General features: G+C 72.8%; 27 protein-coding genes. 15 read left to right on the plus strand and 12 right to left on the minus strand.

Features of this window, described 5'->3' with window-relative positions; genetic code table 11:
- Positions 1-157 precede the first annotated feature (157 nt).
- From Actkin_RS22750 to Actkin_RS22780, 7 genes are all read left to right on the plus strand, one after another.
- Entirely contained in the window at positions 158-550 is a 393-nt protein-coding gene (locus Actkin_RS22750; protein WP_189211436.1) for a DUF485 domain-containing protein, read from the plus strand.
- A complete protein-coding gene (locus tag Actkin_RS22755) occupies positions 547-2,121 on the plus strand; it encodes a monocarboxylic acid transporter (RefSeq protein ID WP_189211437.1) in 1,575 nt (524 codons plus the stop codon). The genes Actkin_RS22750 and Actkin_RS22755 overlap by 4 nt, the downstream gene beginning before the upstream one ends.
- An 86-nt stretch (positions 2,122-2,207) precedes the next feature.
- The gene (locus Actkin_RS22760; protein ID WP_396122805.1) at positions 2,208-3,374 is read left to right on the plus strand and encodes a type III PLP-dependent enzyme; all 1,167 of its coding nucleotides are present in this window, start codon (positions 2,208-2,210) and stop codon (positions 3,372-3,374) included.
- Positions 3,375-3,399: 25 nt separating this feature from the next.
- The gene (gene speD / locus Actkin_RS22765) at positions 3,400-3,804 is read left to right on the plus strand and encodes an adenosylmethionine decarboxylase (protein ID WP_189211439.1); all 405 of its coding nucleotides are present in this window, start codon (positions 3,400-3,402) and stop codon (positions 3,802-3,804) included.
- Positions 3,805-3,833: 29 nt separating this feature from the next.
- Positions 3,834-4,646, plus strand: coding sequence for a spermidine synthase (locus Actkin_RS22770; protein ID WP_189211862.1), 813 nt, complete (start codon positions 3,834-3,836; stop codon positions 4,644-4,646).
- A 70-nt stretch (positions 4,647-4,716) separates the two neighbouring features.
- Positions 4,717-5,313 (plus strand): FMN-binding negative transcriptional regulator, encoded by a 597-nt coding sequence (locus Actkin_RS22775; RefSeq protein ID WP_189211440.1) that lies wholly within the window; start codon positions 4,717-4,719, stop codon positions 5,311-5,313.
- Between the two features lie 3 nt (positions 5,314-5,316).
- The gene (locus Actkin_RS22780) at positions 5,317-5,742 is read left to right on the plus strand and encodes a protein-tyrosine phosphatase family protein (RefSeq protein ID WP_189211441.1); all 426 of its coding nucleotides are present in this window, start codon (positions 5,317-5,319) and stop codon (positions 5,740-5,742) included.
- 37 nt (positions 5,743-5,779) lie between these two features.
- On the opposite strand, the gene Actkin_RS22785 is transcribed toward Actkin_RS22780, so the two are convergent.
- A complete protein-coding gene (locus Actkin_RS22785; protein ID WP_258904206.1) occupies positions 5,780-7,726 on the minus strand; it encodes a S8 family serine peptidase in 1,947 nt (648 codons plus the stop codon).
- Between the two features lie 315 nt (positions 7,727-8,041).
- Here Actkin_RS22785 and Actkin_RS22790 point away from each other — a divergent pair, with 315 nt between their 5' ends.
- Positions 8,042-8,776: an ABC transporter ATP-binding protein gene (locus Actkin_RS22790; RefSeq protein WP_189211443.1), complete on the plus strand. Its 735-nt coding sequence runs from the start codon at positions 8,042-8,044 to the stop codon at positions 8,774-8,776.
- Positions 8,776-11,184 carry an FtsX-like permease family protein gene (locus Actkin_RS22795; protein WP_258904207.1) on the plus strand — a complete coding sequence of 803 codons (2,409 nt, stop codon included), beginning with the start codon at positions 8,776-8,778 and terminating at the stop codon, positions 11,182-11,184. Before Actkin_RS22790 ends, Actkin_RS22795 begins: the two co-directional genes overlap by 1 nt.
- On the opposite strand, the gene Actkin_RS22800 is transcribed toward Actkin_RS22795, so the two are convergent.
- The gene (locus Actkin_RS22800; RefSeq protein WP_189211445.1) at positions 11,168-11,560 is read right to left on the minus strand and encodes a carboxymuconolactone decarboxylase family protein; all 393 of its coding nucleotides are present in this window, start codon (positions 11,558-11,560) and stop codon (positions 11,168-11,170) included. The genes Actkin_RS22795 and Actkin_RS22800 overlap by 17 nt on opposite strands.
- Entirely contained in the window at positions 11,560-12,315 is a 756-nt protein-coding gene (locus tag Actkin_RS22805) for a dienelactone hydrolase family protein (protein WP_189211446.1), read from the minus strand. Before Actkin_RS22805 ends, Actkin_RS22800 begins: the two co-directional genes overlap by 1 nt.
- 206 nt (positions 12,316-12,521) lie before the next feature.
- Between Actkin_RS22805 and Actkin_RS22810 the strand changes: the two genes are divergently transcribed.
- From Actkin_RS22810 to Actkin_RS22825, 4 genes are all read left to right on the plus strand, one after another.
- Positions 12,522-14,126 carry an FAD-dependent monooxygenase gene (locus Actkin_RS22810; protein ID WP_258904208.1) on the plus strand — a complete coding sequence of 535 codons (1,605 nt, stop codon included), beginning with the start codon at positions 12,522-12,524 and terminating at the stop codon, positions 14,124-14,126.
- 47 nt (positions 14,127-14,173) lie between these two features.
- Positions 14,174-15,607: an MFS transporter gene (locus tag Actkin_RS22815; protein WP_258904209.1), complete on the plus strand. Its 1,434-nt coding sequence runs from the start codon at positions 14,174-14,176 to the stop codon at positions 15,605-15,607.
- Between the two features lie 102 nt (positions 15,608-15,709).
- Positions 15,710-16,582, plus strand: coding sequence for a helix-turn-helix transcriptional regulator (locus tag Actkin_RS22820; protein ID WP_189211449.1), 873 nt, complete (start codon positions 15,710-15,712; stop codon positions 16,580-16,582).
- 99 nt (positions 16,583-16,681) lie between these two features.
- Positions 16,682-17,548 (plus strand): GNAT family N-acetyltransferase, encoded by an 867-nt coding sequence (locus Actkin_RS22825; RefSeq protein ID WP_258904210.1) that lies wholly within the window; start codon positions 16,682-16,684, stop codon positions 17,546-17,548.
- A 133-nt stretch (positions 17,549-17,681) separates the two neighbouring features.
- Here Actkin_RS22825 and Actkin_RS22830 read toward each other — a convergent pair whose 3' ends face one another.
- The 8 genes from Actkin_RS22830 to Actkin_RS22865 are packed head-to-tail and all read right to left on the minus strand — an operon-like array spanning position 17,682 to position 23,014.
- On the minus strand, positions 17,682-18,014 hold the full coding sequence (locus Actkin_RS22830; RefSeq protein ID WP_189211451.1) for a rhodanese-like domain-containing protein: 333 nt from the start codon (positions 18,012-18,014) through the stop codon (positions 17,682-17,684).
- Positions 18,014-18,427 carry a nuclear transport factor 2 family protein gene (locus Actkin_RS22835; RefSeq protein WP_258904211.1) on the minus strand — a complete coding sequence of 138 codons (414 nt, stop codon included), beginning with the start codon at positions 18,425-18,427 and terminating at the stop codon, positions 18,014-18,016. Before Actkin_RS22835 ends, Actkin_RS22830 begins: the two co-directional genes overlap by 1 nt.
- An 8-nt stretch (positions 18,428-18,435) precedes the next feature.
- Entirely contained in the window at positions 18,436-19,368 is a 933-nt protein-coding gene (locus Actkin_RS22840) for an NADP-dependent oxidoreductase (RefSeq protein ID WP_258907974.1), read from the minus strand.
- Positions 19,369-19,387: 19 nt separating this feature from the next.
- Entirely contained in the window at positions 19,388-20,053 is a 666-nt protein-coding gene (locus tag Actkin_RS22845) for an HAD family hydrolase (protein ID WP_258904212.1), read from the minus strand.
- 1 nt (position 20,054) lies between these two features.
- Positions 20,055-20,291 carry an acyl carrier protein gene (locus Actkin_RS22850; RefSeq protein WP_189211455.1) on the minus strand — a complete coding sequence of 79 codons (237 nt, stop codon included), beginning with the start codon at positions 20,289-20,291 and terminating at the stop codon, positions 20,055-20,057.
- A 13-nt stretch (positions 20,292-20,304) separates the two neighbouring features.
- Positions 20,305-21,291 (minus strand): beta-ketoacyl-ACP synthase III, encoded by a 987-nt coding sequence (locus Actkin_RS22855; protein ID WP_189211456.1) that lies wholly within the window; start codon positions 21,289-21,291, stop codon positions 20,305-20,307.
- Positions 21,291-22,010: an AAA family ATPase gene (locus tag Actkin_RS22860; RefSeq protein WP_189211457.1), complete on the minus strand. Its 720-nt coding sequence runs from the start codon at positions 22,008-22,010 to the stop codon at positions 21,291-21,293. The genes Actkin_RS22855 and Actkin_RS22860 overlap by 1 nt, the downstream gene beginning before the upstream one ends.
- An 11-nt stretch (positions 22,011-22,021) precedes the next feature.
- Positions 22,022-23,014 carry an AvrD family protein gene (locus Actkin_RS22865; protein WP_258904213.1) on the minus strand — a complete coding sequence of 331 codons (993 nt, stop codon included), beginning with the start codon at positions 23,012-23,014 and terminating at the stop codon, positions 22,022-22,024.
- A 261-nt stretch (positions 23,015-23,275) separates the two neighbouring features.
- On the opposite strand from Actkin_RS22865, the gene Actkin_RS22870 reads away from it, so the two are divergent.
- A complete protein-coding gene (locus Actkin_RS22870; RefSeq protein ID WP_258904214.1) occupies positions 23,276-23,701 on the plus strand; it encodes a hotdog fold thioesterase in 426 nt (141 codons plus the stop codon).
- Here Actkin_RS22870 and Actkin_RS22875 read toward each other — a convergent pair whose 3' ends face one another.
- Entirely contained in the window at positions 23,702-24,706 is a 1,005-nt protein-coding gene (locus Actkin_RS22875; protein ID WP_258904215.1) for a Kelch repeat-containing protein, read from the minus strand.
- Between the two features lie 158 nt (positions 24,707-24,864).
- Between Actkin_RS22875 and Actkin_RS22880 the strand changes: the two genes are divergently transcribed.
- Positions 24,865-26,058, plus strand: a complete 1,194-nt coding sequence (locus Actkin_RS22880) for an MFS transporter (protein WP_258904216.1) — start codon at positions 24,865-24,867, stop codon at positions 26,056-26,058.
- The last annotated feature ends 84 nt before the right edge of the window (positions 26,059-26,142 follow it).

Here is a 26,142-nt window from a genome sequence, read left to right on the forward strand (position 1 = left end):
TATACGCAGGCAGGCCTATCCACGGCTCTTTAAAGAGCGCGCGTACACGCTTTGGATCGATAGTGGCCCATACGTCGGCGCATTAGGCGAACCAGCCCCTCGTGGTTACTATGACGCCCGCCCGATTCGGCATTCACCCCTTTCCCCGGAGGAACGCATGACCGAGGTCGTCCCCCCGCGGCCGCGGGTCGCGACGTTCGGCGGCATCGCGCCCGGCGCCGCCGCGCCCGCCCCGCCAGCAGGCCCGGACTTCGCCGCGATCCACGCCAGCCCGGCCTTCGTCGCGCTGCGCGGCCGGTTCCGCCGCTTCGTCTTCGGCATGACCGCGGTGTTCTTCGTCTGGTACCTGACCTACGTGCTGCTCGCGGCCTACGCCAAGGACTTCATGGCGACGCGGGTGACCGGGTCCGTCACGGTCGGGCTGATCCTCGGGCTGCTCCAGTTCGCCTCCACGATCGCCATCACCGCCTGCTACCTGCGCTGGGCGCGCTCGCGGATCGACCCCGACGTCGCCGCCATCCGCGCGGCGGCGCAGGGGGTGGCGCGGTGATCCTGGCCAGCGAGGGCGTCGGCAACCCGACGCTCAACACCGCGGTGTTCGCCGCGTTCGTCGTCGTGACGCTGTACGTGGTGTACCGCGTCAGCTCGCGCAACAGCTCGACCGCCGACTACTACGCCGCGGGCGGGGGCTTCTCCGGCGTGCAGAACGGCATCGCGCTCTCCGGGGACTTCCTCTCCGCGGCGTCGTTCCTCGGCATCGCGGGCGCCATCGCCATCAACGGCTACGACGGGTTCCTCTACTCGATCGGCTTCCTGGTGGCGTGGCTGGTGAACCTGCTGCTGGTCGCCGAGCTGGTGCGCAACACCGGCCGGTTCACCATGGGCGACGTCATCGCCTTCCGCATGCGCAAGCGCCCGGTGCGGGCCGCGGCGGCGACGTCCACCCTGGTCATCTCGTTCTTCTACATGCTGGCCCAGATGGCGGGCGCGGGCGCGGTCGTCGCGCTGCTGCTGGACGTGCAGAGCAAGGCGGGCCAGGCGCTCGTCATCGCCGTCGTCGGCCTGATCATGGTCCTCTACGTGCTGGTCGGCGGCATGAAGGGCACCACGTGGGTGCAGATCATCAAGGCGTCGATCCTGATCCTCTGCGTCGTGCTGATGACGGTGTTCCTGCTCGGCAAGTTCGGCTTCAGCATGACCGCGCTGCTGGAGGAGGCCGCGGCCAACAACAGCAAGGGCGAGGCCGTGCTGGAGCCGGGCGCGCAGTACGGCTCGTCGCCGCTGGACTTCATCTCGCTGTCGCTGGCGCTGATCCTGGGCGCCGCGGGCCTGCCGCACGTCCTCATGCGCTTCTACACCGTGCCCAACGCGACCGAGGCGCGGCGCTCGGTGGTGTGGGCGGTCGGCACGATGACGGTGTTCTACGTCTCGACCCTGGTCATCGGCTACGGCGCGTCCGCGCTGGTCGGCTCGGAGCGCATCCTGGACTCCACCGGCGGGGTCAACTCGGCCGCGCCGCTGCTGGCCTTCGAGATCGGCGGGACGGTCCTGCTGGGCATCGTCGCCGCGGTGGCGTTCGCGACGATCCTGGCCGTCGTGGCGGGCCTGACGATCACCGCGTCGGCGTCCTTCGCCCACGACGTGTACGCCGGGATCTTCCGCCACGGCCGGGCCGACGCGGCGAGCGAGGTGCGGGTGGCCCGCATCACCGCCGTCGTCATCGGCGCGCTGGCGATCATCGGCGGCATCCTGGCCAACGGCCAGAACGTCGCGTTCCTGGTGGCCCTGGCGTTCGCGTTCGCCGCGTCGGCGAACCTGTCGACGATCCTCTACTCGCTGTTCTGGAAGCGGTTCAACACCACCGGCACGCTCTGGGCGATGTACAGCGGTCTCGGGTCGTGCCTGCTGCTGGTGTTCTTCTCACCGGTGTTCTCCGGCTCCCCCAACTCGATCTTCAGCGGCGCGGACTTCGCGCTGTTCCCGCTGTCGAACCCGGGCATCGTCTCCATCCCGGTCTCGTTCGTCTGCGGGTACCTGGGCACCGTCCTGTCGTCGGACAAGGCCGACGAGGCGCTGCAGAAGGAGATGGAGGTCCGGTCGCTGACCGGCATCGGACGCTGACCGCGATCGACCTGGGGGCCGCTCGTCCGGGTGGCCCCCAGGTGTGAGCCGGTCGGCGTCCACCCTGCGCCCGATCCGGTACTAAAGTGCACGCCGTGTTGCACACTTCCCCCGCTCACGGTACGGAGGCCCGGCTGCGCGCGTTCCTCGACGAACACGCGCCCGAGACCCCGTGCCTGGTGATCGATCTGGCCGCCGTCCGGGCGAACTACCGGTCACTGCGGGACGAACTGCCCGAGGCGGGGGTGTTCTACGCCGTCAAGGCGAACCCCGCCCCGGAGATCGTCCGGGCGCTGGCGGTCGAGGGCTCGGCCTTCGACGTGGCCAGCGTCGGCGAGATCGACATGTGCCTGGCGCAGGGCGCGAGCCCGGAGTCGCTGTCCTACGGCAATCCGATCAAGAAGGCGCGCGACATCGCCTACGCGTACGCGCGCGGTGTGCGCCGGTTCACATTCGACTCCGACGACGACCTGGAGAAGCTGGCGGCCAACGCGCCGGGCGCGCAGGTCTGGTGCCGGTTCCTGGTCGACGCGCCGGAGTCGGGGACGCCCTTCGGCCGGAAATTCGGTTGCGCCCCGCAGATGGCGGCGCGACTGTTGGTCCGTGCTGCCGAACTGGGCATGGACGTGCGCGGGGCCTGCTTCCACGTCGGCTCCCAGCACACCGACCCCGCCGCGTGGGTGGCGGGGATCGCGCAGGCCGCGGCGATCGGGCGGGCGAGTGCCGCCCGCGGCGTCGTGCTGACCTCGCTCAACCTCGGCGGCGGGTTCCCGGCCAGCTACATCACGGCCGCGCCCGCGCTGCGCGAGCACGCCTCGGCCATCCGGGCGGCCGTCGCCGAGCACTTCGACACCCCGCCCGAGCTGCTCATCGAGCCGGGGCGGGCGGTCGTGGCCACCGCCGGGATGATCCGCAGCGAAGTGGTGCTGGTCTCGCGCAAGTCCGACGCGGACGAGCACCGCTGGGTGTATCTGGACATCGGCCGTTACCAGGGGCTGGCGGAGACGGAGAACGAGTACATCGCCTACCGGCTGCGCACCGCGCACCCGGACACCCCGAACGGGCCCGTGGTCATCGCGGGCCCGACTTGCGACGGCGATGATGTGATTTACCAGCGGACCCCGTATCGTCTCCCCCTGGCTCTGCGCGCGGGCGATCATGTCGACATCCTCGACACGGGCGCCTACACGGCAAGCTACGCATCGGTGTCCTTCAATGGATTCCCGCCACTGCCGACACTGTTCGTCGGCTGACACACCCCCGTAGGAGGTTGGATAGATGGCGCACGACCTCACGCCCGCAGCGGGCGTAGGCTTCTTCGCCGGTCGTCACGTACTCGCCGAGTTCGAAGGTGTCGACGCCTCGAAGCTCGACGATCTGGCCTTCCTCCATACGACCCTGGAGGACGTGTTGCGGCAGGCGGGCGCCACGGTCTGCGACGTCATCTCGAAGCAGTTCGAGCCGCAAGGGGTGACGGTGCTGGCGCTGCTCTCGGAGTCCCACGCCTCGATCCACACGTACCCGGAGATCGGCTCGATGTTCGTCGACATCTTCACCTGCGGCGACACCGCCGACCCCGAGCTGGCCGCCGCGCTGCTGCGCGACCGCCTCGGCGCCCGCGAGGCGACCATCCAGACCGTCCACAGGGGACACAAGGTGCCCGCGGCCGGGGTGGTCGCGTGACCACCATCGTCGAGCCGCTGGGCGCCGGGATGACCAGGGTGTGGCAGATGCCCGAGGTCATCGTCGACACCCGCACGCAGTTCCAGCACCTGGTCATCGGCAGGACCGCGCAGGGCGTCAGCCTCTTCTGCGACGACGACCGGCAGAGCACCGAGTTCAGCCAGCTGACCTACCACGAGGCGCTGCTGGTGCCCGCGCTGCTGCTCGCGGCGAAGGTCGAGCGGGTGCTGGTGGTCGGCTCCAGCGAGGGTGTTGTGAGCCAGATCTCAGTGGCCGCCGGGGCCTCGGTCGTCGACCACGTCGACATCGACCGGCAGGCCGTCGAGCTGTGCGCGCAGCACCTGCCGTACGGCTACACGCCGGAGGAGCTGGAGCGCGCGGTCGCGGGCGACGGCCCGGTCCGCGTGCACTACGCCGACGGCTGGCAGTTCCTGGCCGAGACCACCGAGAAGTACGACATCGTGCTGGTGGACCTGCCGGACGAGCGGCCGGAGTTCGCCCAGCACAACCGCTTGTACGAGGAGGAGTTCCTCACCCGCTGCAAGTCCGTGCTCGCTCCCGGTGGCGTCGTGGTGTGCCAGGCGGGCTGCCAGACCATGTGGCGCAACGAGACGCTGCTGCGCTCGTGGCGCCGCTTCCACGAGGTCTTCGGCACGACGGTCTACTACGGCTCGGACGAGCACGAGTGGGCGTTCCTCTTCGGCATGGCCGAGGAGGTCCCGGACACGACCGAGCGCATGGTCGCCCGGTTGGAGACGCTGCCCTACCGCCCGGAGACGATCGACGCCGACGCCCTGCGCGGCTGCTCGGTGCCGCCGTACCGGGTGCGCAGGTCGCTCTAGGCCCGATCAGGGAACGGGGCCGTCTCGCAGCGCGCGGGGCGGCCCCTTCCGCATCCGCCGGAGGTGCTGGATGTACGTCCCCACCCATTTCGCCATGTCCGACGACGACGTCACCGCGATGCTCACCGGCGTCGGCGCCGCAGACCTGGTGACCGCGACGCCGGAGGGCCTGCGCGCCACCCTGCTCCCGTTCGTCTACGCCGACGGGACGCTGCGCGGGCACCTGGCGCGGAACAACGACCAGTGGCGGCTGCCGGTGCTCGGCGAGGCGATGGTGATCGTCCGCGGCCCGGACGCCTACGTCTCGCCGTCCTGGTACGCGACCAAGGCCGAGCACGGCAGGGTCGTGCCGACCTGGAACTACGTGACCGCCCACGTCTACGGCGAGGTCACGTTCCACGACTCGGCGGAGTGGGTGGAGCGGGTCGTCCGGGACCTGACCGCCAAGCACGAGAACGGGCGGGCCCGGCCGTGGGCGGTGGACGACGCGCCGGAGCGCTTCATCGCCGGGCAGCTGCGCGCGATCGTCGGCGTCGAGGTGGCGGTGTCCCGCGTCGAGGCGAAGCGCAAGGCGAGCCAGAACCGGTCGGAGGCCGACCGGGCAGGCGTGGCGGCCGGGCTCGCGGCCGAAGGTGACGCGGCGATGGCGCGCGAGGTGTATCCATAAGTCATGTTGGACAACGCCATTCAACTCCCGGACGGCGCGTGGGTGCGCGGGCGGGGGCTGCGCAGGCCGGAGCCGGGCGGCGAGCCGCCGGAGTACGGGCTGTACCTCGGCAACGGCAAGCTGCGGCAGTACAAGCCGGATTGGGAGCACGCCTGGGTCGACTGGCCGGACTTCTTCGTCCCCCGCGACTTCCGGACCGCGGTCACCCTCATCCGGGACCTGCACGCCCGGGCGAAGGCGGGCGCGCGGGTCGAGGTGGCCTGCGGCGGCGGGGTCGGCCGGACCGGGACGGCGGTGTCCTGCCTGGCCGTCCTCGCGGGAGTGCCCGCACAGGACGCGGTGGCGTGGACGCGGGCGCACCTGCACCCGCGCGCCGTCGAGATGCCCTGGCAGCACCGCTGGATCAGGCGGTTCGCCAAGACGGTGTGACCCCGGTGGCGGGACGCGCCCGCCACCGGGGACCGGCTCAGGACCGCAGCGTCAGCCGCGCCCAGTCCAGGGTGCCGCTGTCAGTGCTGTCGTGGTCCCTCACCACCAGCGTCCAGACGCCGTTGACGCCTTCCTCGGTCAGGTCGACCGGGTAGACGGCGTGCAGGTTGTCCGACGAGTCGCCGGGGTTCGCCGCCTTGAGCGGGTAGATGCTGCCGTCGGGCGCCTTCAGGTCGATCGACAGGTCGCCGACGTAGGGGTGGGTGATGTGCACCTCGACGGTGCTGTTGGTGGCCGCGAGCACCCCGCAGTCCTCGACGCCGATCGGGACGTTGACGGTCTGCAGGTTGGGCAGCGGGTAGCTGATGGAGTTCGCCTCGCACACGACCGGCGGGGGCTCGACGACGGTCCAGGTGAACGACGTCTGGCTGATCGGGCCGGAGTTGTCGGTGGCCGACGCGTAGACGTTGTAGGTGCCCGCGGTGGTCGGGGTGCCGGAGATGACACCGGTCGCCGTGTTGACCGACAGCCCCGGGGGCAGGTTGTGCGCGGCGTAGACGAGCGGGTCGTCGTTGCCGTCCCAGGCCTGCAGGCCCAGGTTCACCGTCTCACCGACCTCCGACTGCCGGTTGCCCGGGAAGGCGATGCGCTCGGGCAGCTGCACGTCGGCGAGGTAGTGGTCGATCGCCGTGCGCAGGTTGGGCAGCGGGCCGATGTGGTCGAGACCGGACTGCGCGGTGCCGGTGGCGATCAGGATCTCCCTGGCCCTGGCCGGGCTCAGCGTCTCGCCGTTGGCCTCGGCCACGCTCAGCAGCGACGCCAGGGCGGAGGCCACGATCGGCGACGCGCTCGACGTGCCGCTGAAGTACGAGGTGTAGAGGTCGTTCGGCGTGCTGCCGTGCAGGCCGCCGTAGCCGGTGGTGGTGACGCACTCGCCCCAGCCCTGCAGGTCGACGCGGGTGCCGTAGTTGGAGAAGCCCAGCCGCGTCCGGACCGGGCTGGTGCAGCCGGGGGCCGCGCCCGCGCCGACCATGATCGCACCGGAGTCGGGGCGGTCGTAGGGGAAGCGAGCCCCGAAGCAGGAGCTGTTGAGGTTCTGGTTGCCGTTGCCCGCGGCCTCGACGACGTGCCTGCCGGACTGGACCGCGGTCACGATCGCGTCGTAGACCGAGGGCCAGACCTCCATGGGCGCCCAGTTCCCGCAGTCGTAGACGTGCTGCTCGATGAGGAGCACGTCGCCGACGCCGACGCCCGCCGCGGCGGCCAGGATGCCGTTGGCCAGGTCGTAGCCGTTCTCCTGGCTGCTGACGTTGGTGTAGTGCAGGCCGGCGTCGGGGACCAGGCCGGTGACGCCGAAGCCGTTGTCGTCGGCGCCGATCACGCCCATGACCGCGGTGCCGTGGTCGATGCTGCCCGGGTCGAAGCTCGGGGTGCCGTTGGGGATCAGCGCGCCGGGCAGGCGCAGCTTGGAGAGGTCCTCGTGCTGGGTGTTCCAGTTCTGCTCGAGGTCGACGACCTTGACGTTGCCGCCCCGGCCGCCGGGCTTGGTGTGGGCGTAGTCCGCGTCGATGCCGTTGCTGCTCGCCGCGTCGGCGTAGCCCTGCTGCGGGGAGAAGTCCGGGGTGACGGGGTTGCCCGCCTTCGGCTGCGGGTAGGCGACCTCGACGCCGGGCAGCGCGGTCAGCTCGCGCGCCGCGGCCTCGGCGTCCACCCCCGTCGCGAGCTCGACCCGGTGCCAGCGCGACAGTCCGGGCGCCGACGCCTTGCCGTTCCCCCGCAGGGTGGTCAGCCGCTCGTCCAGCCGGTCGAACAGCGGCTTCGCCTCGGCGATCTCGGGCGCGGCCAGCGCCTGCCGCAGCGCGCCGACGCCGTGGCCCGCGCTGAGCTTCACCTCCAGGACGGCGCCGGGTCCGCTCGGCGCGGCCGCCGCGGCGGGAGCGGGCAGCGCCACGGCCGCAGCGCTCACCATGAGCGCCGCGGCCAAGGTCGGTAACGATCTCCTTCGCACAGTCTTCCCCTTCGTCGATCACGCGTGGCGAGGGTGGACGGGGACGTGCGCCGTTGCATTCCGCGCATCGGCTTTCGGCGCGGAATGTGGTCGAGTCCCCAGTGCCCCAGTGCTTTCACTTCAGCGCAGATCGCCGCCGTTGTCCAGACCAATTGATCAAATGGGCCGATCGGCCCAAGGTCGCTTTGGGACGTTCGCGTGACCGCGCCGCCCTAAGCACACCGAGCGGGGTTCACACAAGGGTGTCTGCCGGATTCCCGGACGCCGCGCCGCTGCGCCACTCTGGAAGCCATGGGGGACAACAATGTCGTGCGCCTAGATTCCGTCAGCAAGTCCTACGGCCGTCTCGTCGCCATCGACGACCTGTCGATCGGGTTCGCGCGGGGGACGTTCACCGCGGTGATGGGGCCGTCCGGCTCGGGCAAGAGCACGTTCCTGCACTGCGCCGCCGGTCTGGACCGGCCGACGTCGGGCCGGGTGGTGCTGGACGGGGTCGAGGTCGACGCGCTGGACGAGAAGGCGCGGACCGTGCTGCGGCGGGAGCGGGTCGGGTTCGTCTTCCAGGCGTTCAACCTGCTGCCCGCGCTGACGGTGGTCGAGAACGTCGCGCTGCCGCTGCGGCTCGCGGGCCGCGCGCCGCGGCGCGAGGAGGTCATGGCCGCGCTGGAGCGGGTCGGGCTCGCCGACCGGGCGCGGCACCGGCCAGCCGAGCTGTCGGGCGGGCAACAGCAGCGCGTGGCGATCGCCAGGGCGCTCATCGCCCGGCCCGCCGTCGTGTTCGGCGACGAGCCGACCGGCGCGCTGGACACCAGGACGGCGCTGGAGGTGCTCGCCCTGCTCAGGGCGGTCGTCGACCGCGACGGCGGCACCGCGGTCATGGTCACCCACGACCCGGTCGCCGCCGCGCACGCCGACCGCGTGGTGTTCCTGGCCGACGGCCGGATCGCCGGGGAGCTGGCCGCGCCGACGGCCGCCGCGGTCGCCGAGCGGATGACCCACCTGGGCGCATGGGAGCGGGTGCGCTGATGTTCCGGCTGTCCCTGCGGGCGCTGCGCGCCCGTCCGGGGTCGTTCGCGGCCTCGTTCCTCGCCCTGCTCATCGGCGGCGCGGTCGTGCTGGCCTGCGGCGGGCTGCTGGAGACCGGCATCAGGACCGCCGTGCCCGCCGACCGGCTGGCGGGCGCCGCGGTCGTGGTGACCGGCGACCAGGACAACCCCGGCGAGTCCGAGCCGCTGGCCGAGCGGGTGCGGCTCGATCCCTCCATTGTGGACATCTTGGGCGGGCTGCCCGGCGTGGTCGCCGTGCCGGACGTGTCGGTCCCCGCTACGATCGACGGGACACCCGTGGTCGGCCACGGCTGGGGGTCGCTCGGTCTCGGGTCGGCCGAGCTGGTCGGCGGTCGTGCGCCGAGCGCGGACGACGAGGTCGTGCTCGACGCGGCGCTCGGCGACCGCGACCGCGTCCGCATGGCAGTCCGGGGCGAACCGGCGGAGTTCCGGGTCGTCGGGACCGTCCGCGCGGACGGCGCGTCGGCGTACTTCACCGACGCCGCCGCCATCCGGATGCTGGACGGCCGAGTCGACGCGGTGGCCCTGGTCGGCGACGGCGATCCGGAGGCCATCAGCGCCGCGGCCGAGAACGCGCTCGCCGGTCACCGCGCGGTCGCCCTGACCGGCGACGACCGGGGCCTGGCCGAGGTGTTCGACGCGCACGGCGCGAGCGCCCGGATCATCCCGGTGGCCGCGGTCTTCGGGGGCGTCGCGCTCATGGTCGCCGGGTTCGTCGTGGCGAGCACGCTCAGCCTCGCGATCCGCCAGCGCGACCGGGAGATGGCGCTGCTGCGGGCCGTCGGCGCGACACCGGGGCAGCTGCGGCGGATGATCATCGGCGAAACGCTGGTCGTCGCCGTGCTCGCCGGGGCGGCGGCGTGGCCGCCCGGCGACGCGCTCGGCGGCTGGCTGCTGGACCGGCTCGTCGACGCGGGCGTCGCCGTGCCGGAGATCGAGTTCCGCGCGGGCTGGCTGCCCGCCGTGGTCGCCGCCGGGTCGATCCTGCTCGCCGCCGTCGCCGCCGCGGCCGTGGCCGCCCGCGCGGCCACCCGGGCCCGGCCGACCGACGCGCTGGCCGAGTCGGCCCTGCCCCGCCGCTGGCTCTCCCCCGCCCGGCTCGTCATCGCGGTCCTGGCGCTGGCGGGCGCGCTCGCGCTGGCCATCGTCACGGCCACGGTCATGTCCGGGCCGGTCGCGGCGAGCACCGCGGGACCGTCGGCGCTGCTGTGGGCGGGCGGGCTCGCCCTGCTCGCCCCCGGCCTGACCCGCGTGCTGCTCGCCGTGCTCGGCGGTCCGCTGCGGGCCGTCACCGGCGCGCCGGGCAGGCTCGCCGTGCTCAACGCCCGGGCCCGGCGGGTGCGGGTCGCCGCCGCGGTCGCCCCGGTCATGCTGGCCACCGGGCTGGCCACCGCGCTGATCTACCTGCAGGTGACCCAGGCCGAGGTCGCCGAGCGGCTGTTCGCCGGGTCGCTGCGCGCCGACGCCGTGGTCACCGCGCCCGGCGGCCTGGCGCCCGACGCGGTGGCCGAGATCGCCTCGGCCCCGGGCGTCACCGCGGCCTCCGCGCTGGTGACCAGCCACGGCCACCTCGTCGAGTCGGACGAGGGGGAAGAAGAAGGAGAAGAGGACACCACCGCGCTCGCGCTGCGCGGGGTGACCCCGGCGGCCGCCGCCGAGGTCACCGCGGACACCCTCACCTCGGGGTCCTTCACCGCCCTTGGCGGCGACACCGTGATCCTTCCCGACACCCTCGACCGCGCCGTGGGGGAGGAGATCCGCCTGCGCCTGGGGGACGGCGAGGAGGTCACCGCGCGGGTGGTCGGGACGGTCGCGGCCACGCCCGGGTTCGAGAGCGCCTACGTCGCAGCCGACCTGCTCCTGCCGCACACGACGACCGGGCTGGTCCCGCAGGTGCTCGTCCGGGGCGACCCGGCCGCGCTCGCCGGGCCGGACCGCGTCGTCGCCGACCGCGCCCAGGTGCTGGCCCGCGCGGGCGACAACACCGGCGCCCTCGTGAACCACCTGCTGGTCGCGATCATCGTCGGCTACGCCGTGGTCGCCCTGGTCAACACCCTGATCGTGGCGACGACCGAGCGCCGCCGCGAGTTCGCGACGCAGCGGCTCGTCGGCGCGACCCGCGGCCAGGTCCTGCGGATGGTGACGGCCGAGGCCAGCCTGGTCGCGGTCTCCGGCATCGCGCTGGGCACCGCCGTCGCCGCGCTCACCCTGGGACCGTTCGGCATCGCGCTGACCGGCGACCCGGCGCCGTCCGGTCCACTGTGGATCTACCTGGCGATCGTCGGCGGGGCGGCGGCGCTGACCGCGCTGGCCACCCTGCTGCCCGCCGCCGCCGTCCTGCGCAAGGCCCCTACCGCTCAGCCTTGAGCGGGAGCAGGCCGCGCTTGGCGAAGACTTCCTTGGCGGTGTGCATGGCGTTGACCGTGCGGGGGAAGCCGACATAGGCCAGGCAGTGGTAGATGGTCTCCACGATCGTCTGCGGCTCCACCCCCACGTGCAGCGCGGCACCGATGTGGAAGGACAGCTGCCGGTCCGTGCCGCCCAGCGCGATCAGCGTCGCGATGGTGAGCAGCTGGCGCTGCGGGGGTGCCAGCCCCGGCCTGCTGTAGAGGTCGCCGAAGGCGAACTCGGCGACGAAGCGGCTCAGGTCCGGGGCGACGTCCGCCATCGGCTCGAAGATCGCCTGGTAGCCGCCGCCGAGGCCGTCGATGGCGGCGACGCCGCGATCGAAGCGCTCGTTCATCACGCGGAGGCGGGCGCTTCGACCCGGCCGTGCAGGCGGGTGAAGTCGAGGATGCGCTGCCAGGCGTCGGAGCACGCGTCGGCCCACTGGCCGTAGGCGCGGTCGAAGAACGAGTGCGGCGCGCCGTCGTAGACGTACATCTCGTGGGTCTTGCCCGCGTCGGCCAACTCGGCGGAGAACGCTGCGAAGTCCTCCTGCGTGGTGGCCACGTCCGCGCCCGCGATCAGCAGCAGCGCCGGGATCGCGAAGTCGGGCAGCTGGTCGCGCACGTTCTTGGGCTGGCCGTAGAAGCCGATGACGCCCGCGAGGTCGAGGTCGCCTGCGGAGAGCCGCCAGGACTCGCTGCCGCCGTAGCAGAAGCCGACGGTGAAGACCGGCCCCGGGTTGAGCTCGCGCACCCGCTCGACGGCGGCGGCCACGTCGGCGCGGATGTGGTCGGGGGTGACCTCGGGCAGGTACTTCTCCCAGTCGAAGTCGTCCCCGCGCACGCCGACGCCCGCGTTGCGGCCGTAGTAGTCGATGTTGATCGCGTGGAAGCCCGCCTCGGCGAACCGCTCGGACAGCGCCTGGTAGTACGGGTGCACGCCGCGCACGTCGGGCAGGATGACGACGTTCATCCCGTTCGGCGTCTGCGGAACGGCCTGGTAGGCGGAGAACACCGTGCCGTCGGCGGAGGTCAGCTCCAGCAGGGCGGTCTCGGCGACGGCGCCGTCGATCGGCGACGCGGGCGGCCTGCTGTCAGTGCTGTGGCACATGGTCGGGTTACCTTTCCGTTCCCTGGTCACGCCGTTCACGGCGCTCGGGATCGACGCTATTGCGCTCCCGGGTGGACAACCACGCCCGACTTTTCCCCGTATCAGGGTTCCTGGGTCTGCCAGTACCACCCCGTTGCCTGGTGGCCCCGGTACCAGTACAAATGACGGCAGGTAGTCGGCGGATACGCGGTGTTAGCGTCGGCGGCATGACCGAGCGAACTGACGTGCTCATCGTGGGGGCCGGGCCCGTCGGCCTGGTGCTGGCGTGCGAACTGCGCCACCAGGGCGTCGTGGTGCGCGTCGTCGACCGCAGGCGACGGGCGGCCGCGGTCGGCGGCACGCAGTCCCGCGCGATCCTGATCTGGCCGAGGATCCTGGAGCAGCTGCGGCGCATCGGGGTCAGCCACCGCATGGTCGAGCTGGGGCACCTGCTGCCCGCCGTCGACTACTTCTCGTCGGGCCGCCTGCGCGGCACCGTCCACATCGACCGGTTGCCGGACACGGCGTACCCGTTCATCCTCACGCTGGCCCAGAACGACACCGAGGCCGTGCTGCTCGACCGGCTGCGTGAGCTCGGCGGCGAGGTGGAGGGCGGCGTCGAGCTGACCGCCGTCCACGACCCCGAGGGCGACCTCGCCGCGGAGCTGCGCCACGACGACGGCACGACCGAGACCGTCCGCCCCGGCTGGCTGGTGGGCGCGGACGGCGCGGGCAGCACCACCCGCGGCCTGCTGGACATCACCTTCGCGGCCGACCCGATCGACATCACCTACGGCATCGGCGACTTCCCGATCGACGGGCCGGTGCCCAACACCGTGCAGTACTACTACTCCCGCACCGGCATCGGCGTGATCGTGCCGCTGAAGAACGGCATGTTCCGCATCGCGGGCAACATCCCGCACCGGGCCGAGGGCGAGCAGCGCCCGCCTGCCGAGATGTACCGGACGATGATCTCCCAGCGCACGGGCCTCGACATCCGGCTCGGCGATCCGCTGTGGACCAACTCGTTCCGGCCGCGCTGCGGCGTGGTCCAGCAGTACCGCCGGGGCCGCTGCTTCCTGGCGGGCGACGCCGCGCACGTGGTGAGCCCGGCGGGAGGGCAGGGCATGAACATCGGCCTGCAGGACGCGGTCGAGCTGGGCTGGAAGCTCGGCGGCGTGGTCGCCGGGCGCTTCGGCGAGTCCATCCTGGACTCCTACGAGCCCGAGCGCCGGTCCGCGGCGCGCCGGGTCGCCGACACCTCGGCGGCGCAGATCCGCTTCGGCGCGGCGCCGAGCCGGTGGAAGGCGCTGCAGCGGGACACCGTGTTCGCCGCGGCCGACCGGTTGGGCGTGCTGCAGCGCCGGTTCGCGCCGCTGCTGGCCCAGACCGACTTCACCTACGGCGACGAGCCCGGAGGTTCGCTGTTCCGCGGCGTGCGCGTGCCCGCCCAGGTCGGCGACCGGCTGCCGGTCTTCGCCCCACCCGCGGTGCTCCCCGGCCTGCCCGCCCTCGACCTGCACGACTTCACCGTGCTGCTGTGGCCGGGCGACACCGGGTCGCGGGACTGGCCCGCGCTCCGCGCCCAGGCCCATGCCGCCCTGGCGACCGAGCACACCGTGCACGACCTGGGGTCGCTCTTCGGCCGCGCGGCGGACAACCTGCGCCGCCTGCTGGGCGGCGCGCCCGCCGTCGTCGCCGTGCGGCCGGATGGGCACATCGCCGCCAAGGCCTCCCCCGCTGGGGTAGGCGCGGTGACCGACTTCCTGCGCTCGACGCGCGTGGGTGTCCCCGGCGGTACCGGTAACAAGCCGCCCTTGTTGCTGTCCTGACGCCGCTTTTGACTCTGACTAACCACTTCTGACTCCTTGGGGCGCCCATGTCCACTGTTTCCGTCAGCCCGGAGGCGACCGCGCCGGGCACCGGCAGGCGCGGGCAGCTGCTGCTCGCCGTCCTGCTGGTCGCCCAGTTCACCGTCGCCCTGGACTTCTCGATCCTCAACGTCGCCCTGCCGGACATCGGCGAGGGCCTGGGCATGTCGCTGTCCAACCTGCAGTGGGTGGTGACGGTCTTCGCGCTCACCTCCGCGGGCTTCACGCTGCTGTTCGGCAGGGTCGCCGACCTGGTGGGCCGCAGGCCCATGTTCCTCGGCGGGATCGTCCTGCTGGGGGCGTCGTCGCTGCTGGGCGGGCTGGCCGACGACGTCACCACGGTGCTGGTCGCGCGGGTCGGGCAGGGCCTGGCCACCGCCGTGCTCGCGCCGGTGGCGATGGCGCTGCTGACGACGTCGTTCCCCGAGGGGCCGCAGCGGCAGCGGGCGATCGGCCTCGGCGGCGCCATGCTGTCGGCGGGCTTCACCGTCGGCGCGGTCCTCGGCGGCGTGCTGACCGGGCTGCTGAGCTGGCGGTGGGCGTTCCTGATCAACGTGCCGCTGTGCGTGGTCGTCCTGCTCGCCGCGCCCGGGCTGATCCCCCGCCACCAGGAGCGCGAGCGCGCGCGGCTGGACATCGGCGGCACGCTCACCATCACGACCGGCCTGCTGGCCCTGGTGTACGGCGTCACGTCCGCAGGCCACAACGGGTGGGACAGCACGGGCACGCTGGTGTCGCTCGCCGCGGCCGTGGTGCTGCTGGCGGCGTTCTGGCTGATCGAGTCGCGCGTCGAGCAGCCGCTGGTGTCGCCGAGGGTGCTGCGGCGGCCCTCGGTGACCTGGGGCAACGCGGGCGGGCTGCTCACCTTCACCATGTTCAGCGCGGTGATCTTCCTGATGACGCTGTACCTGCAGCGGGTGCTCGGGTACTCCCCGCTGGTCACCGGCCTGGCGTTCGGCGTGCAGGGCGTCACGGCGTTCTTCGCCGGGGTGTTCGCGCCGAAGCTGATCGGCCGGTTCGGGTCCAGCCGGGCGACGCTGACCGGCGGGCTCGTCCTGCAGGCCGCCGCCACCGGCGCGCTCCTGCTGGCAGGCGACAGCCGCGACTCGCTGGCGCTGGTGGTCATCGCGACCGCGGTGGGCGGCTTCGCCCACGTGCTGAGCGTGGTGTCGTTCATGGTCACGGCGACGTCGGGGCTGTCGAACCAGGAGCAGGGCCTGGCCACCGGGATGACCTCGCTGACCCAGCAGGTCGGCATCACCATCGGCATCCCGATCATGAGCGCCGTGGCGACGGCCCGCATCGACTCGCTCTCGGCCACGTCCAGCCCGGCGGCCGCGGTGCTCGGCGGGACCAGCCACGCGCTGGCGATCGACGCCCTGATCGTGCTCGCCGGGGCGATCGTCATCGGCTTCTTCCTGCGGCGGGCCGCCCGCGTCTGATCGTCTTTCCCCTTGCAGCCCCCGGCCTTTCACGGCCGGGGGCTGTTTGGCTGGTACCAGCAGACCCAGGCTGGAACGGGCGAGGTGGGGCAGACTGGACGCATGGCCGACCAGAACGAGCTGGGCCGCTTCCTCAAGTCCCGGCGGTCCCGGCTGACCCCGGACCAGGCGGGCATCGACGTCCTGACCCGACGCCGCGTCAGCGGGCTCCGGCGGGAGGAGGTCGCCGCCCTGGCGGGCATCAGCGTGGAGTACTACGTGCGGCTGGAGCAGGGCAGGGCCAGCAAGCCCTCCGACGCCGTGCTGGACGCGCTGGCCCGCGCGCTGTTCCTCGACGAGGTCGAGCGCCGCTACCTGGACGACCTGGCCCGACCGAGGGCGGGCGCGCCCCGGGGCTCCCGCGCCGACCGGCCGAGGGCGGAGCTGGTGCAGCTGCTGTCGATGCTGGACCGGGTGCCCGCGCTGGTGCTGAACCACCGGATGGACGTGCTGGCGTGGAACCGGCTGTCCCCGCAGCTGTTCTTCGACTTCGCCGCGGCCGCCCCCCGCGACCGCAACCTGGCGCGCTTCGCCTTCCTGGACGAGGCGAGCAAGGAGCGCTTCCTGGACTGGAACGACGTCGCCAGGGCGACGGTCGGCCAACTCCGCCTGGCAGCGGGCCGCCACGCCGACGACGACGCCCTGGCGACGCTGCTGGGCGAGCTGACGATGAAGAGCCCGGTGTTCCGCACCCTGTGGGCGGGCCGCGACGTCAAACAGCGCACCCACGGCGTGAAACGCTTCCACCACCCGTTGATCGGCGAACTCCCCCTGCGCTTCGAGAACTTCGACGTGTGCGGCGAGAGCGGACAGCGGCTGGTGACGTTCAGCCCGGAGCCGGGAAGCCCGGCGCAGTCGGCCCTGGAACTCCTGGCCATGTGGACGGCGCCCGCCGCGGTGCGGGAGGAAGCGGCGGAGGTCCCGCGGGAGGTCTGAGGGGCACTGCGGCCGTCGGTTCCGGTTTCCTGCGGTGGGCTGGTCGGGGCACCCGGAAAATCGGTGGACGGGTCGGGTGCGGCCTTGTTCGATCGCGGGATGTCTATCGTGGTGAGCACGCCGGGTGTCGGCGACCTGGACGATGTCGTGCGCGCGCTGGCGCAGTGGCGGCACGAGGGAGCCCCGATGCAGCTGCACCCGGGGGACATCGGGTACTACTGGCAGTTCGGCCCGGAGGTGACCGCCGCGGCGGTGCGAACCTGGCGCCGCCAGGACCGGATCCTCGCGGTCGGCCTGATCGACGGCCCGGAACTGGTGCGGCTGGCCGTCGCGCCGGAAGCGCGGGAGGACGAAGCGCTCGCCCGGCGGATGGCCGAGGACGTGACCCGACCCGAACGCGGTGTGCTGACGGCAGCCAAGGCCTGCGTCGAAGCGCTCTGGGAGGGCCGTTTCCGGGAGTTGCTGCAGGAGGACGGCTGGGAGCCGGATGCGCCGTGGATCCCGATGGCGCGTGACCTGAGCGAACCGGTGGCGGACAGCGGCCTGCGGGTCGAGGTGGTGGGCCCCGAACGGGTCGAGGACCGGGTCGCGGTCCACCGCGCGGCGTTCGCGGGGTCGAGGTTCAGCGTGGAGCGTTGGCAGGCTATGGCCGCCGGGACACCGTACGCCGATGCCCGCTGCCTGGTCGGGTACAACGACCAGGGCGCGGCGGTCGCGGCCACGACTGTGTGGTCAGCGGGCCCGGGGAAGCCCGGGTTGATCGAACCCCTCGGCGTGCACGGCGGCCATCAGGGACACGGTTACGGCAAGGCGATCGCGGTCGCCGCCGCCGCGGCCCTGCGGGACATGGGCGCGTCCAGCGCGACCGTGTGCGCCGAAGGCGCCAACTCCGCGGCTGTCGCCACCTACCGTGCTGGCGGATACCGACCGCACCCCGAGGTCCGGGACCTGCGCCGGGTCGGCTGATCCCGCGGCGAGGGCGAGTCGCCTGCCCGCCACCGTTCACGCCCCGCTCAAGGCAACGCCTGTCCCCTGCCGACCGGCACAGCCGCCCGTCCGGAGGGACGGGCGGCTGTCTCCGTTCGAGGCCGGACCAGGGTCAGGGGGACGACTCGAACGGAAGCCCAGCGGCGATCCAGTCGCTCAGGCCTGGCCGGTAGCGGTGGACGTTGGTGTAGCCGAGGGATTCCAGGGCCTCCGCCACGCGCAGGCTGGCGGTGCAGCCGTGGTTGGAGCAGTACGTCACCACCATCCTCCCCCGGTCCGGCAGCAGTGACGAGACCACATCGGCGCGGACGTCGGACGGGGGCAGGTGCACCGCTCCCGGCAGCCTGCGGGCCGCCCAGCTCATCCGCGACAGCGTGTCCACAACGGACACCTCGCCGTCGTCGATGGCCGCGCGGAGGTCCTCTCGGTCGATCAGGCGCACCATCAGGACTCCCAGGCCAGGGCGGCTCGGTAGCTGTCCTCGAACATGTGGTACCGCGTGATCAGCCCGTCCGACACCCGGATGTGGAGGGCGAAGCGGCTGGCGAAGAACTTGCCGGTCGCCGTGACGCGGTGGGCGAATGCGCCGAGCACCACGCCGTCCTGGCCCAAGACGATGATCTGGTCGATGTCGAACTTCTCCGTCGCGATGTCCTCCAGGGCGATGCGGAGGAACTCGTCGATCGCCGCCGTGGTGGTGCGCTCGCCGGTCCAGGGGACCGCGGGGGCGCCGGGGACCGAGAAGTCCGCGTCGGGCGCGAACAGGTCCACCATGCCGGGGCGGTCGCCCGCGCCGAAGCGCGTGAAGAACTCGCTGATGGTGGTGGCGGTGTCGCGGATGGTCGTCGGGGTGGACATCGTTCTCCTTAGACGACGGACAAGACGATCTTGCCCAGGGTGCGGTTGGTCTCGCCGACCTCGTGGGCCTTGGCCACGTCGGCGAGGGGGAACACGTGCTCGACGTGCACGCGCAGGGCGCCGTCCTGGACCAGGGCGGTCAGCTCGGCGAGCCCGGCGTGGTCCGGCTCGACCAGGAACGGCGTGACCCGCACGCCCAGGTCGGCGGCGCGGGCGGCGACCTGCGGGCTGACGACGCCGATCGGCTGGATCAGCAGGCCGCCGGGACGCAGGCAGGACAGCAGTTCGATCGTGGTGTCGCCGCCCAGCAGGTCCAGGACGACGTCCTGGTCGCGGACGGTCCGGCCGACGTCGACCAGCGTGTAGTCGATCGCCTCGTCCACGCCGACGTCGGCGAGGAACGCGTGCTTGGCCGTGCGGGCCGTCCCGGTGACGATCGCGCCGCGCGCCCGGGCGATCTGGGCGGCGAGATGCCCGACCCCGCCCGCGGCCGCGGTGATGAGGACGCGGTCGCCTGCGCCGATCCCGGCCACGTCGACCAGGGTCTGCCAGGCCGTCAGGCCCGCCATCGGCAGCGCGGCGGCCTCGACCATCGTCATCGCCTCGGGCTTGCGGACGAACTGGCGGGCGGGCGCGGTGACGTACTCGCCGTAGGCCCCGGCGCGCCGGGGGAACCACAGCAGGCCGAGCACCTCGTCGCCGGGCTGGAACCGGGTGACGCGGGGACCGGCGTCCACCACGCCCGCGACGTCCCAGCCCTGCACGAACGGGTGCGGCCCCAGCGCGCCGGGCGGGAAGACGCCCGCGCGGATCTTCCAGTCGACCGGGTTCACCCCGGCGGCGTGCACGCGGACGCCGACCTCGGTCGGCAGCGGCACCGGCTGGGGCACGGTGGCGGGGGCGAAGACCGCGCTCGCCTCGCCCGCCGCGGTGGTCATCATGACCTTCATCCGGATCTCCTCATCGTGTGGGTGATGGCACCCTGGCCCAGCCGTGCCGGTGGGCGTGGGCGGTCAGGACCAGGTCGTCGCCGACCACGACCGGACTGCCGACGGCGGCGAGCGCGGCCAGGTCGGAGGCGTCGTCGCCGTAGGAGTGGCAGCCGGCAAGGTCGAGGCCGTGGGCGACGGCGACGTCGTGGATCGCCTGCGCCTTGCGCGCGCCGACCATCGGCCGGTCGACCGCGCCCGTGTATCGGCCGTCGACCTGCTCGGGCTCCGTGCACACCACCACATCGGCGGCGACGTGCTCGGCGATCGGCGCGACGCACGGGGCGAACGAGCCCGACAGCAGCACGATCAGCTCGCCCGCCGCGGCGTGCGCGCGCAGCCGGGCCAGCACGTGCGGGTGGAACAGCCCGCCCGCAGCGTTCTCCTCGGCGAACCACCGCGCGCCCTCGGCGGCCAGCTCGGCGACCGGCCGCCCGCGGAAGGCCGCGTAGAACGCGCGGTTGGACTCCTCCCGGCCCGCGCCCGCCGCCTTCATCCGGGCCAGCGCGGCCATGACGTCGTCGTAGCGCCGTCGGGGCTCCCCGCGCGCGGCCATGTCGTGGGCGAGGAAGCGGAACAGGCTGGTCACGGTGATCAGCGTCCCGTCGACGTCGAAGAACGCCGCTCGGCGGGCCATGTCAGCGCGTCCGCGCGTCGAGGTAGTCCAGCGCCTCGCGCAGCGTCTGCTCGTGGTGCAGGTCGCCCTCGGGGATGGCGACGCCGTACTCCTTCTGGACCGCCAGCGCCACCTCCATCAGGTGCAGCGAGTCCAGTCCCAGCTCGTCGAAGGTCAGGCCGGGGTCCAGCTCGTCGACGGTCAGCTCCGCCTTCTCGGCGAAGAGCTCCAGGAATCTCGTGGTCGTTGCAGTGTCCATTGTGTCCTTCCGATCAGGCCGGGTCCGGCCACTCCAGGGTCACCGCGCCCCAACTGGCGCCGCCGCCGAACGCGGTGAGCAGCACCCGGTCGCCCGGGTTCACGAGGCCCGCGGCGACGGCGTCGTCGAGGGCGATGGGGATGGACGCCGCCGCGGTGTTGCCGAAGCGCTCGACGTTGACGAACGCCTTCTCCCGGGGCAGGCCCAGCTGGTCGGCCACCGCGCGCAGGATGCGCACGTTGGCCTGGTGGCCCACGAGCCAGTCGACGGCGTCGACCGGCCATCCGGTGCGGGCCAGCACGGTCCGCGACGACTCCGCCATGCGCAGCACCGCGTGCTTGAACACGGCCTGGCCCCGCATGGTGAAGAAGTGGTCGGACGGCGACGCGCCGGTCTTCATCCGGGAGCCGCCCGCGGGCACGATGATCAGGTCGGCCAGCGCGCCGTCGCTGCCGAGGTCGAAGCCGAGCAGCGCGCCGCGCTGGGACTGCTCCCCCGCGGCCAGCACGACCGCCCCCGCCCCGTCGCCGAAGATCGGCGCGGTGGCGCGGTCGTCCGGGTCGATGATCGTGCTGAACGCCTCGGCGGCGATCACCAGCACCCGCTCCGCCGTGCCGAGCGCGATCATCCCGGCCGCGCTCGCCAGCCCGTAGAGGAAGCCGGAGCACACCGCGGCGACGTCGTAGGCGGCGACGGCGCCGAGGCCGAGCCTGCTCGCCACCGTCGGCGCGGTGGCCGGGCAGGGGTGGTCGGGGGTCGTGGTGGCCAGGACGACGGCGTCCACGTCGGCCACGCCCGCCGACTTCATCGCCCGGCTCCCGGCCAGCACGGCCAGGTCGCTGGTCGCCGTGCCGGGCTCGACCAGCCTGCGCTCGCGGATGCCGGTGCGCGAGCGGATCCACTCGTCGGAGGTGTCCATCCGGGCGGCGAACGCGTCGTTGGTGACGACCCGGTCCGGCACGGCGGACCCGATCCCGGTGAGGACGGCGGCACGGCCCATCAGGACGCCTTGTCCACGGCCCACGCGCGGTCGGACTCGATCGTCATGTCGACGGCCCGGTACTCCTCCTGCGCGCGTTCGATCGCGGTGTCGACGTCCATGACCGGCTGGAAGCCGAAGATCTCCACGATCCGCAGCAGCCGTTCGGTCAGCGTGCCGCCGACGACGTGGCGCGGGATGCCCAGCTCGTCGATGGCCTTGGCGATGCCCTCGTCGGCGAGCCTGCGGAAGCGCTCGTTGACCGGCCGGTGGCCGTCCTTGGCCAGCTCCAGCTCGTTGGGCAGGTGCACGAACGCGTCGTAGGTGGTGCGCACGTGCTCCTTGATGGCGACGCCGAGCTGGTCCATGACCTGCTCGAAGAACAGCATCTCCTGCGTCTTCGCCACGGTCTCCATGTCGCCGAGGTGCACGGAGTCGTTGGGGTTGATGCCGACGATCACGCGCACCGAGCCGTAGAGCCACTCCTGCAGCGACGAGCCGTCGGAGACGAAGCCGTCGGTCAGGTGGCTCTCGTGCACGACCCGCTCGACGTGCCTGCGCACGATCAGCTGGATCAGCTCAGCGCCGGTGCACTGCTCCAGCGTCTTGCCGGGGACGGCGAAGGGCAGCAGTTCGCGCATGGTGCGGGCGCGGGTGCGCGGGATGCCGACGTAGTGCGCGAGCGCGTAGGAGGTCAGGGTCTTTCCGGACGAGTACGTGCCGGAGATGGCGAGCTTCATCGTTGTCCGTTTCAGTGGTCGGTCGGAAGGGCGTGGGCGACGGCGCAGGTGAAGGTGATGCCCGCGAGGTCGCAGTGGATCTGCGCGGTGCGCCAGCGGCCGCCGTCCATGTCGATCAGCGCCGGGTCGCGCAGCGTGGTGGTCAGCGGCAGCGCGTCGGCCATCGGGCGGTCGGGACGCGGGACGTCGAGCACGGTCGAGCGCATCCACAGCGTGTTGCTCTCGCTGCGGCGCATGGAGTCGTGCTCGTAGAGCAGGATCTGGGCGAGCTGCAGGCCGGTGGCGAAGGCGTCCACGGTCGTGGGCGCCGGGCTGTACGCGCCCTCGATGCCCTGGTCCGCGGTCGACTGGTCCAGCCGGACGACACCGGATGCCGTCAGGGTGGGCACGTCGACCGCCAGCGCGTCGATGCGGTGGACGGCTGTGGCGAAACCGCTGCCGTAGTAGCGCTGGGAGGCCGGGCCGAGCAGCACGTCGGGGTGCGCGTACTCCGCGCGTCCGATGTGGACGTCGCCGCCCCCGTGCACGACCTCACAGCGCACCCGCATGGCGCCGACCTGGCTGTCCACAACGGAGACGCCGTCCGCTGTCCCGCGCAGCCGCGCGCCGAGGGGCAGCTCCCCCAGGTCCTCCTCGGGCGCGCGGCCCGCCCGGATCTTGATCCGGCGCACCCACATGGCCCGGTGCGCCGCCGGATCCGGGCGGAACGCCGAGACCAGGCAGAGCTCGGCGAGTTGGACGCCGAGCAGGATGGCGTCGATGGTGCTCAGGTGCGGCCGCAGGTCGGCCGACGCTGTCTTCTTCGACCAGTCGACCGGGTAGGCCAGGCCGACGGTCGTGGCCACCGTCGCGTCGTCCGCCGCCCGGACGGACGCGGTGACCGGCCCGAAGGCGTAGTCCACGCGCCGGTATCCGGCGGAGAAGAAGCGCTTGGCGCCGTCGCCGAGGTAGTCGTCCACGGTCGCGCGCGCCAGGGTTTCGCGCGGCAGAGTCTGATGCGTCATCCAGCCGTCCAATCGCCGAGCACGGTTCGTAACACCGAGAAACAAGGGATGAGCGGGCCGGTCACCCATTCGGACCTCTATGGCCGCCGCTCACCCCGAAGCTATCACCGAGAGCGACGAGCGAGCCTGCGCTGCTTTGTACATGTACGGCCAAACAGGTACCGCGAACACCACGGTGATGTGGGCTACAAACGAATGCCGGGCCGCGCGCCCGCCCGTACACACTGGACCGACCTACCGATTCCCGCGAAGGGCCTGCCCGTGTCCACGAACCTCTTCCCCGTGCAGGTGAATGCCGACTACCAGGCTGAACAGCTCATCGCCAAGCTCGGCATCACGCTCGTCGAGTGCAGGCCGGGACTGGTCGTCGGCACGATGCCGGTGTCCGGGAACCGGCAACCCGTCGGCATCATGCACGGCGGCGCCAACGCGGCCCTCGCCGAGACGCTCGGCTCGTTCGCCGCGTGGCTGCACGCTGGCGACGGCGGCCAGGCCGTCGGCACCGACCTGTCGTGCACGCACCACCGCTGGGTCGCGTCCGGCATCGTCACCGGCGTCGCCACGCCGCTGCACGAGGGCCGCACCAGCGCAACGTACGAGATCGCCATCACCGACGAGGCCGGGCGCCGCACCTGCTCGGCCCGGCTCACCTGCGCCATCAGCCGCCGCGTCCGCAGGCCGAGGTGATCATGCTCCACAGTCGACACCCAGCGCCTCGGCCGTCGCGGACGCGGTGATCCCCGGGCGCGGACCGCCTGCGAAGGTGAGCACCGCGCCGTCCACCGCCACGACACCGAGTCCGTGCCGAGGGTGCGGGGTCGGGGTGAGCGATGCCCACGTCCCGGTGTCCGCCGAGTAGGCCTCGACTTCGGCGAACGTCGACGCGCCCTCGCCGCCGATGGCCACCACCACGTCCGGGCACGGTGTCGCCGCGCCCAGACCGCTGCGGGGCGTGGGCAGCGGCTCACGCGTGGACCACTCGCCGCGCGCCGGGTCGTAGACCTCGTGCGCGGCCAGGTTTCCGCCCGCGCGGCCGCCGATCGTGTGCACGGTCCCGCCGATCGCCGCGCCCGCCAGGTGCTCGCGCGCGGTCGGCGGGCCGGGGGCGGTGGACCAGCTGTCGGCGGCGACGTCGTAGACCAGCATGTGCTCCGCCAGGCCGTCCGGGCCGATCCCGCCAGCGAGGTAGACCCGGCCGCCGACGGCGACCGCCACGCCGGCGGCCCGGGGCTCGGGCATCGGGGCGCGGGCGGTCCACGTCGTGCCGTCGAGGCGGTGGACGGCTGTCAGCGGGTCGCGGGCGGCGTCATAGCCGCCGAAGACGTGAACCGCACCGTCCACAGTGGCCGACATGGCATGATGCGCGGGGACCGGCAGCTCCGGGCCGGTCCGCCAGCGGTCGGCGGCGATGTCGTACACCTCGGTGAGCGCGAGCGGGGTCCAGTCGTCCACCAGGCCGCCGACCACGACGACCTCCCCGCCCGCGCGGGCGGCAGTCACCTCGGTCCGCTCGGACGGGGCCTGCGCGAGCGGTCGCCAACCCGCCTGCTCGGGCGTCGTCGTGGCGGTGGACGCGGATCGCGGGGGCACGGAAGGCGCAGGCGCGGGCCGCACCGGCGCGGTCGGCGCCGGAGCGGCGCAGGCCGCGGTCAGCAGCACGGCGGCGAGGGCGGCCAAGCGCATCGACGTCATCTCCCGGCGTTGTGATCTCGCTACCCAGTGTGCTGAGGCGCGGCCGGAAGTGCCTGGTCCTGTTGTTACCAGTACCCGCCGACCGGGGGACGCCCGCTGCCTGGCCGCGCCCGGCGCGCTGCGGCACGCTGGTGGCACACCCGGGAGTGAGGGGGACCGTGGCCTCAGAGCGCGGCCCGGTTCGGCTGCCCGCCGACGCGGGCCTGTCCACCGGAATGGTGACCCTGTTCGCCGTCGCGGCGGGCATGGCGGTCGCCAACATCTACTACGCGCAACCGCTGCTCACCGCGATAGCGCGCGAGTTCGGCGTCGGCAGCGGCGCGGCGTCCCAGCTGGTGACGGTGACGACCGCCGGGTACGCGCTCGGGCTCGTGCTGGTCGTGCCGCTGGCGGACATGCGCGACCGCAGGCGGCTGGTCGTCACGCTGCTCGGGATCGTCGCGGTGCTCCAGGCGCTGTCCGCGGCCGCGCCGACGCTCTGGGCGCTGACCGTCCTGTCCGGCCTGATGTCGGTGCCCGCGGTGGTCGCGCCCATCATGGTCGCCTTCGCCGCCACGCTGGCCGCGCCCGAGCAGCGCGGCAGGGCCACCGGCACGGTGATGAGCGGCGTGCTGGTGGGCGTGCTGCTGGCCAGGGCGGGCGGCGGGCTGGTCGCCGACTGGGCGGGCAGCTGGCGGGCCGTGCACCTCACGGCGGCTGCCCTGATGGTCGGGCTCGCGGTCGTCCTGCACCGACGTCTCCCGGACGCGCCCGTGGGCGAGCGCACGCGCTACCGCGCGCTGCTGCGGTCGGTCGCGACGATCGTGCGGGAGGAGCCGGTGCTGCGGCTGCGCTGCGTCTACGGCTTCCTCGGCTTCGCCGGGTTCAGCGCGTTCTGGGCGTCGTCGGCGTTCCTGCTCGGCGGCCCGCCGCACGGCATGGGCGAGGCGCTGATCGGCGCGTTCGGCCTGCTGGGCGTCGTCGGCGCGATCGCGGCGCGGACGGCGGGGCGGTTCGTCGACCGGGGCAGGGAGAAGGCGACGACCGGCGTCCTGCTCGCCCTCGTGCTGGCCAGCTGGGGTGTGATGGCCGTCGACGGCGGTCACTGGCTCCCCGCCCTCGTCATCGGGGCGATCGCGCTCGACCTGGGGGTCCAGGGCGTGCAGGTGACGAACCTGAGCGTCATCTACCGGCTGCGGCCGCAGGCGCGGGCGCGCGTCACCATGGCCTACACCGGGACGTACTTCCTCGGCGGCGCGCTCGGGTCGGCGGCGTCCGGCATCGCCTACGCGGCGGGCGGATGGCCCGCCGTGTGCCTGACGGGCGCGGTGCTGGCCGCGGCTGCGCTCGGCGTCTGGGTCAGGGTCGGCTAATCCGCGCCGATCATCGGATGCATTTCACGATTGTTTCCTATTCATCTACTCCGCTTCGCATTAGCGCCGGTCGACCGGCACGAA

It is taken from the genome of Actinokineospora sp. UTMC 2448 (assembly GCF_024760565.1).
GTDB classification, from domain to species: Bacteria; Actinomycetota; Actinomycetes; order Mycobacteriales; family Pseudonocardiaceae; genus Actinokineospora; species Actinokineospora fastidiosa.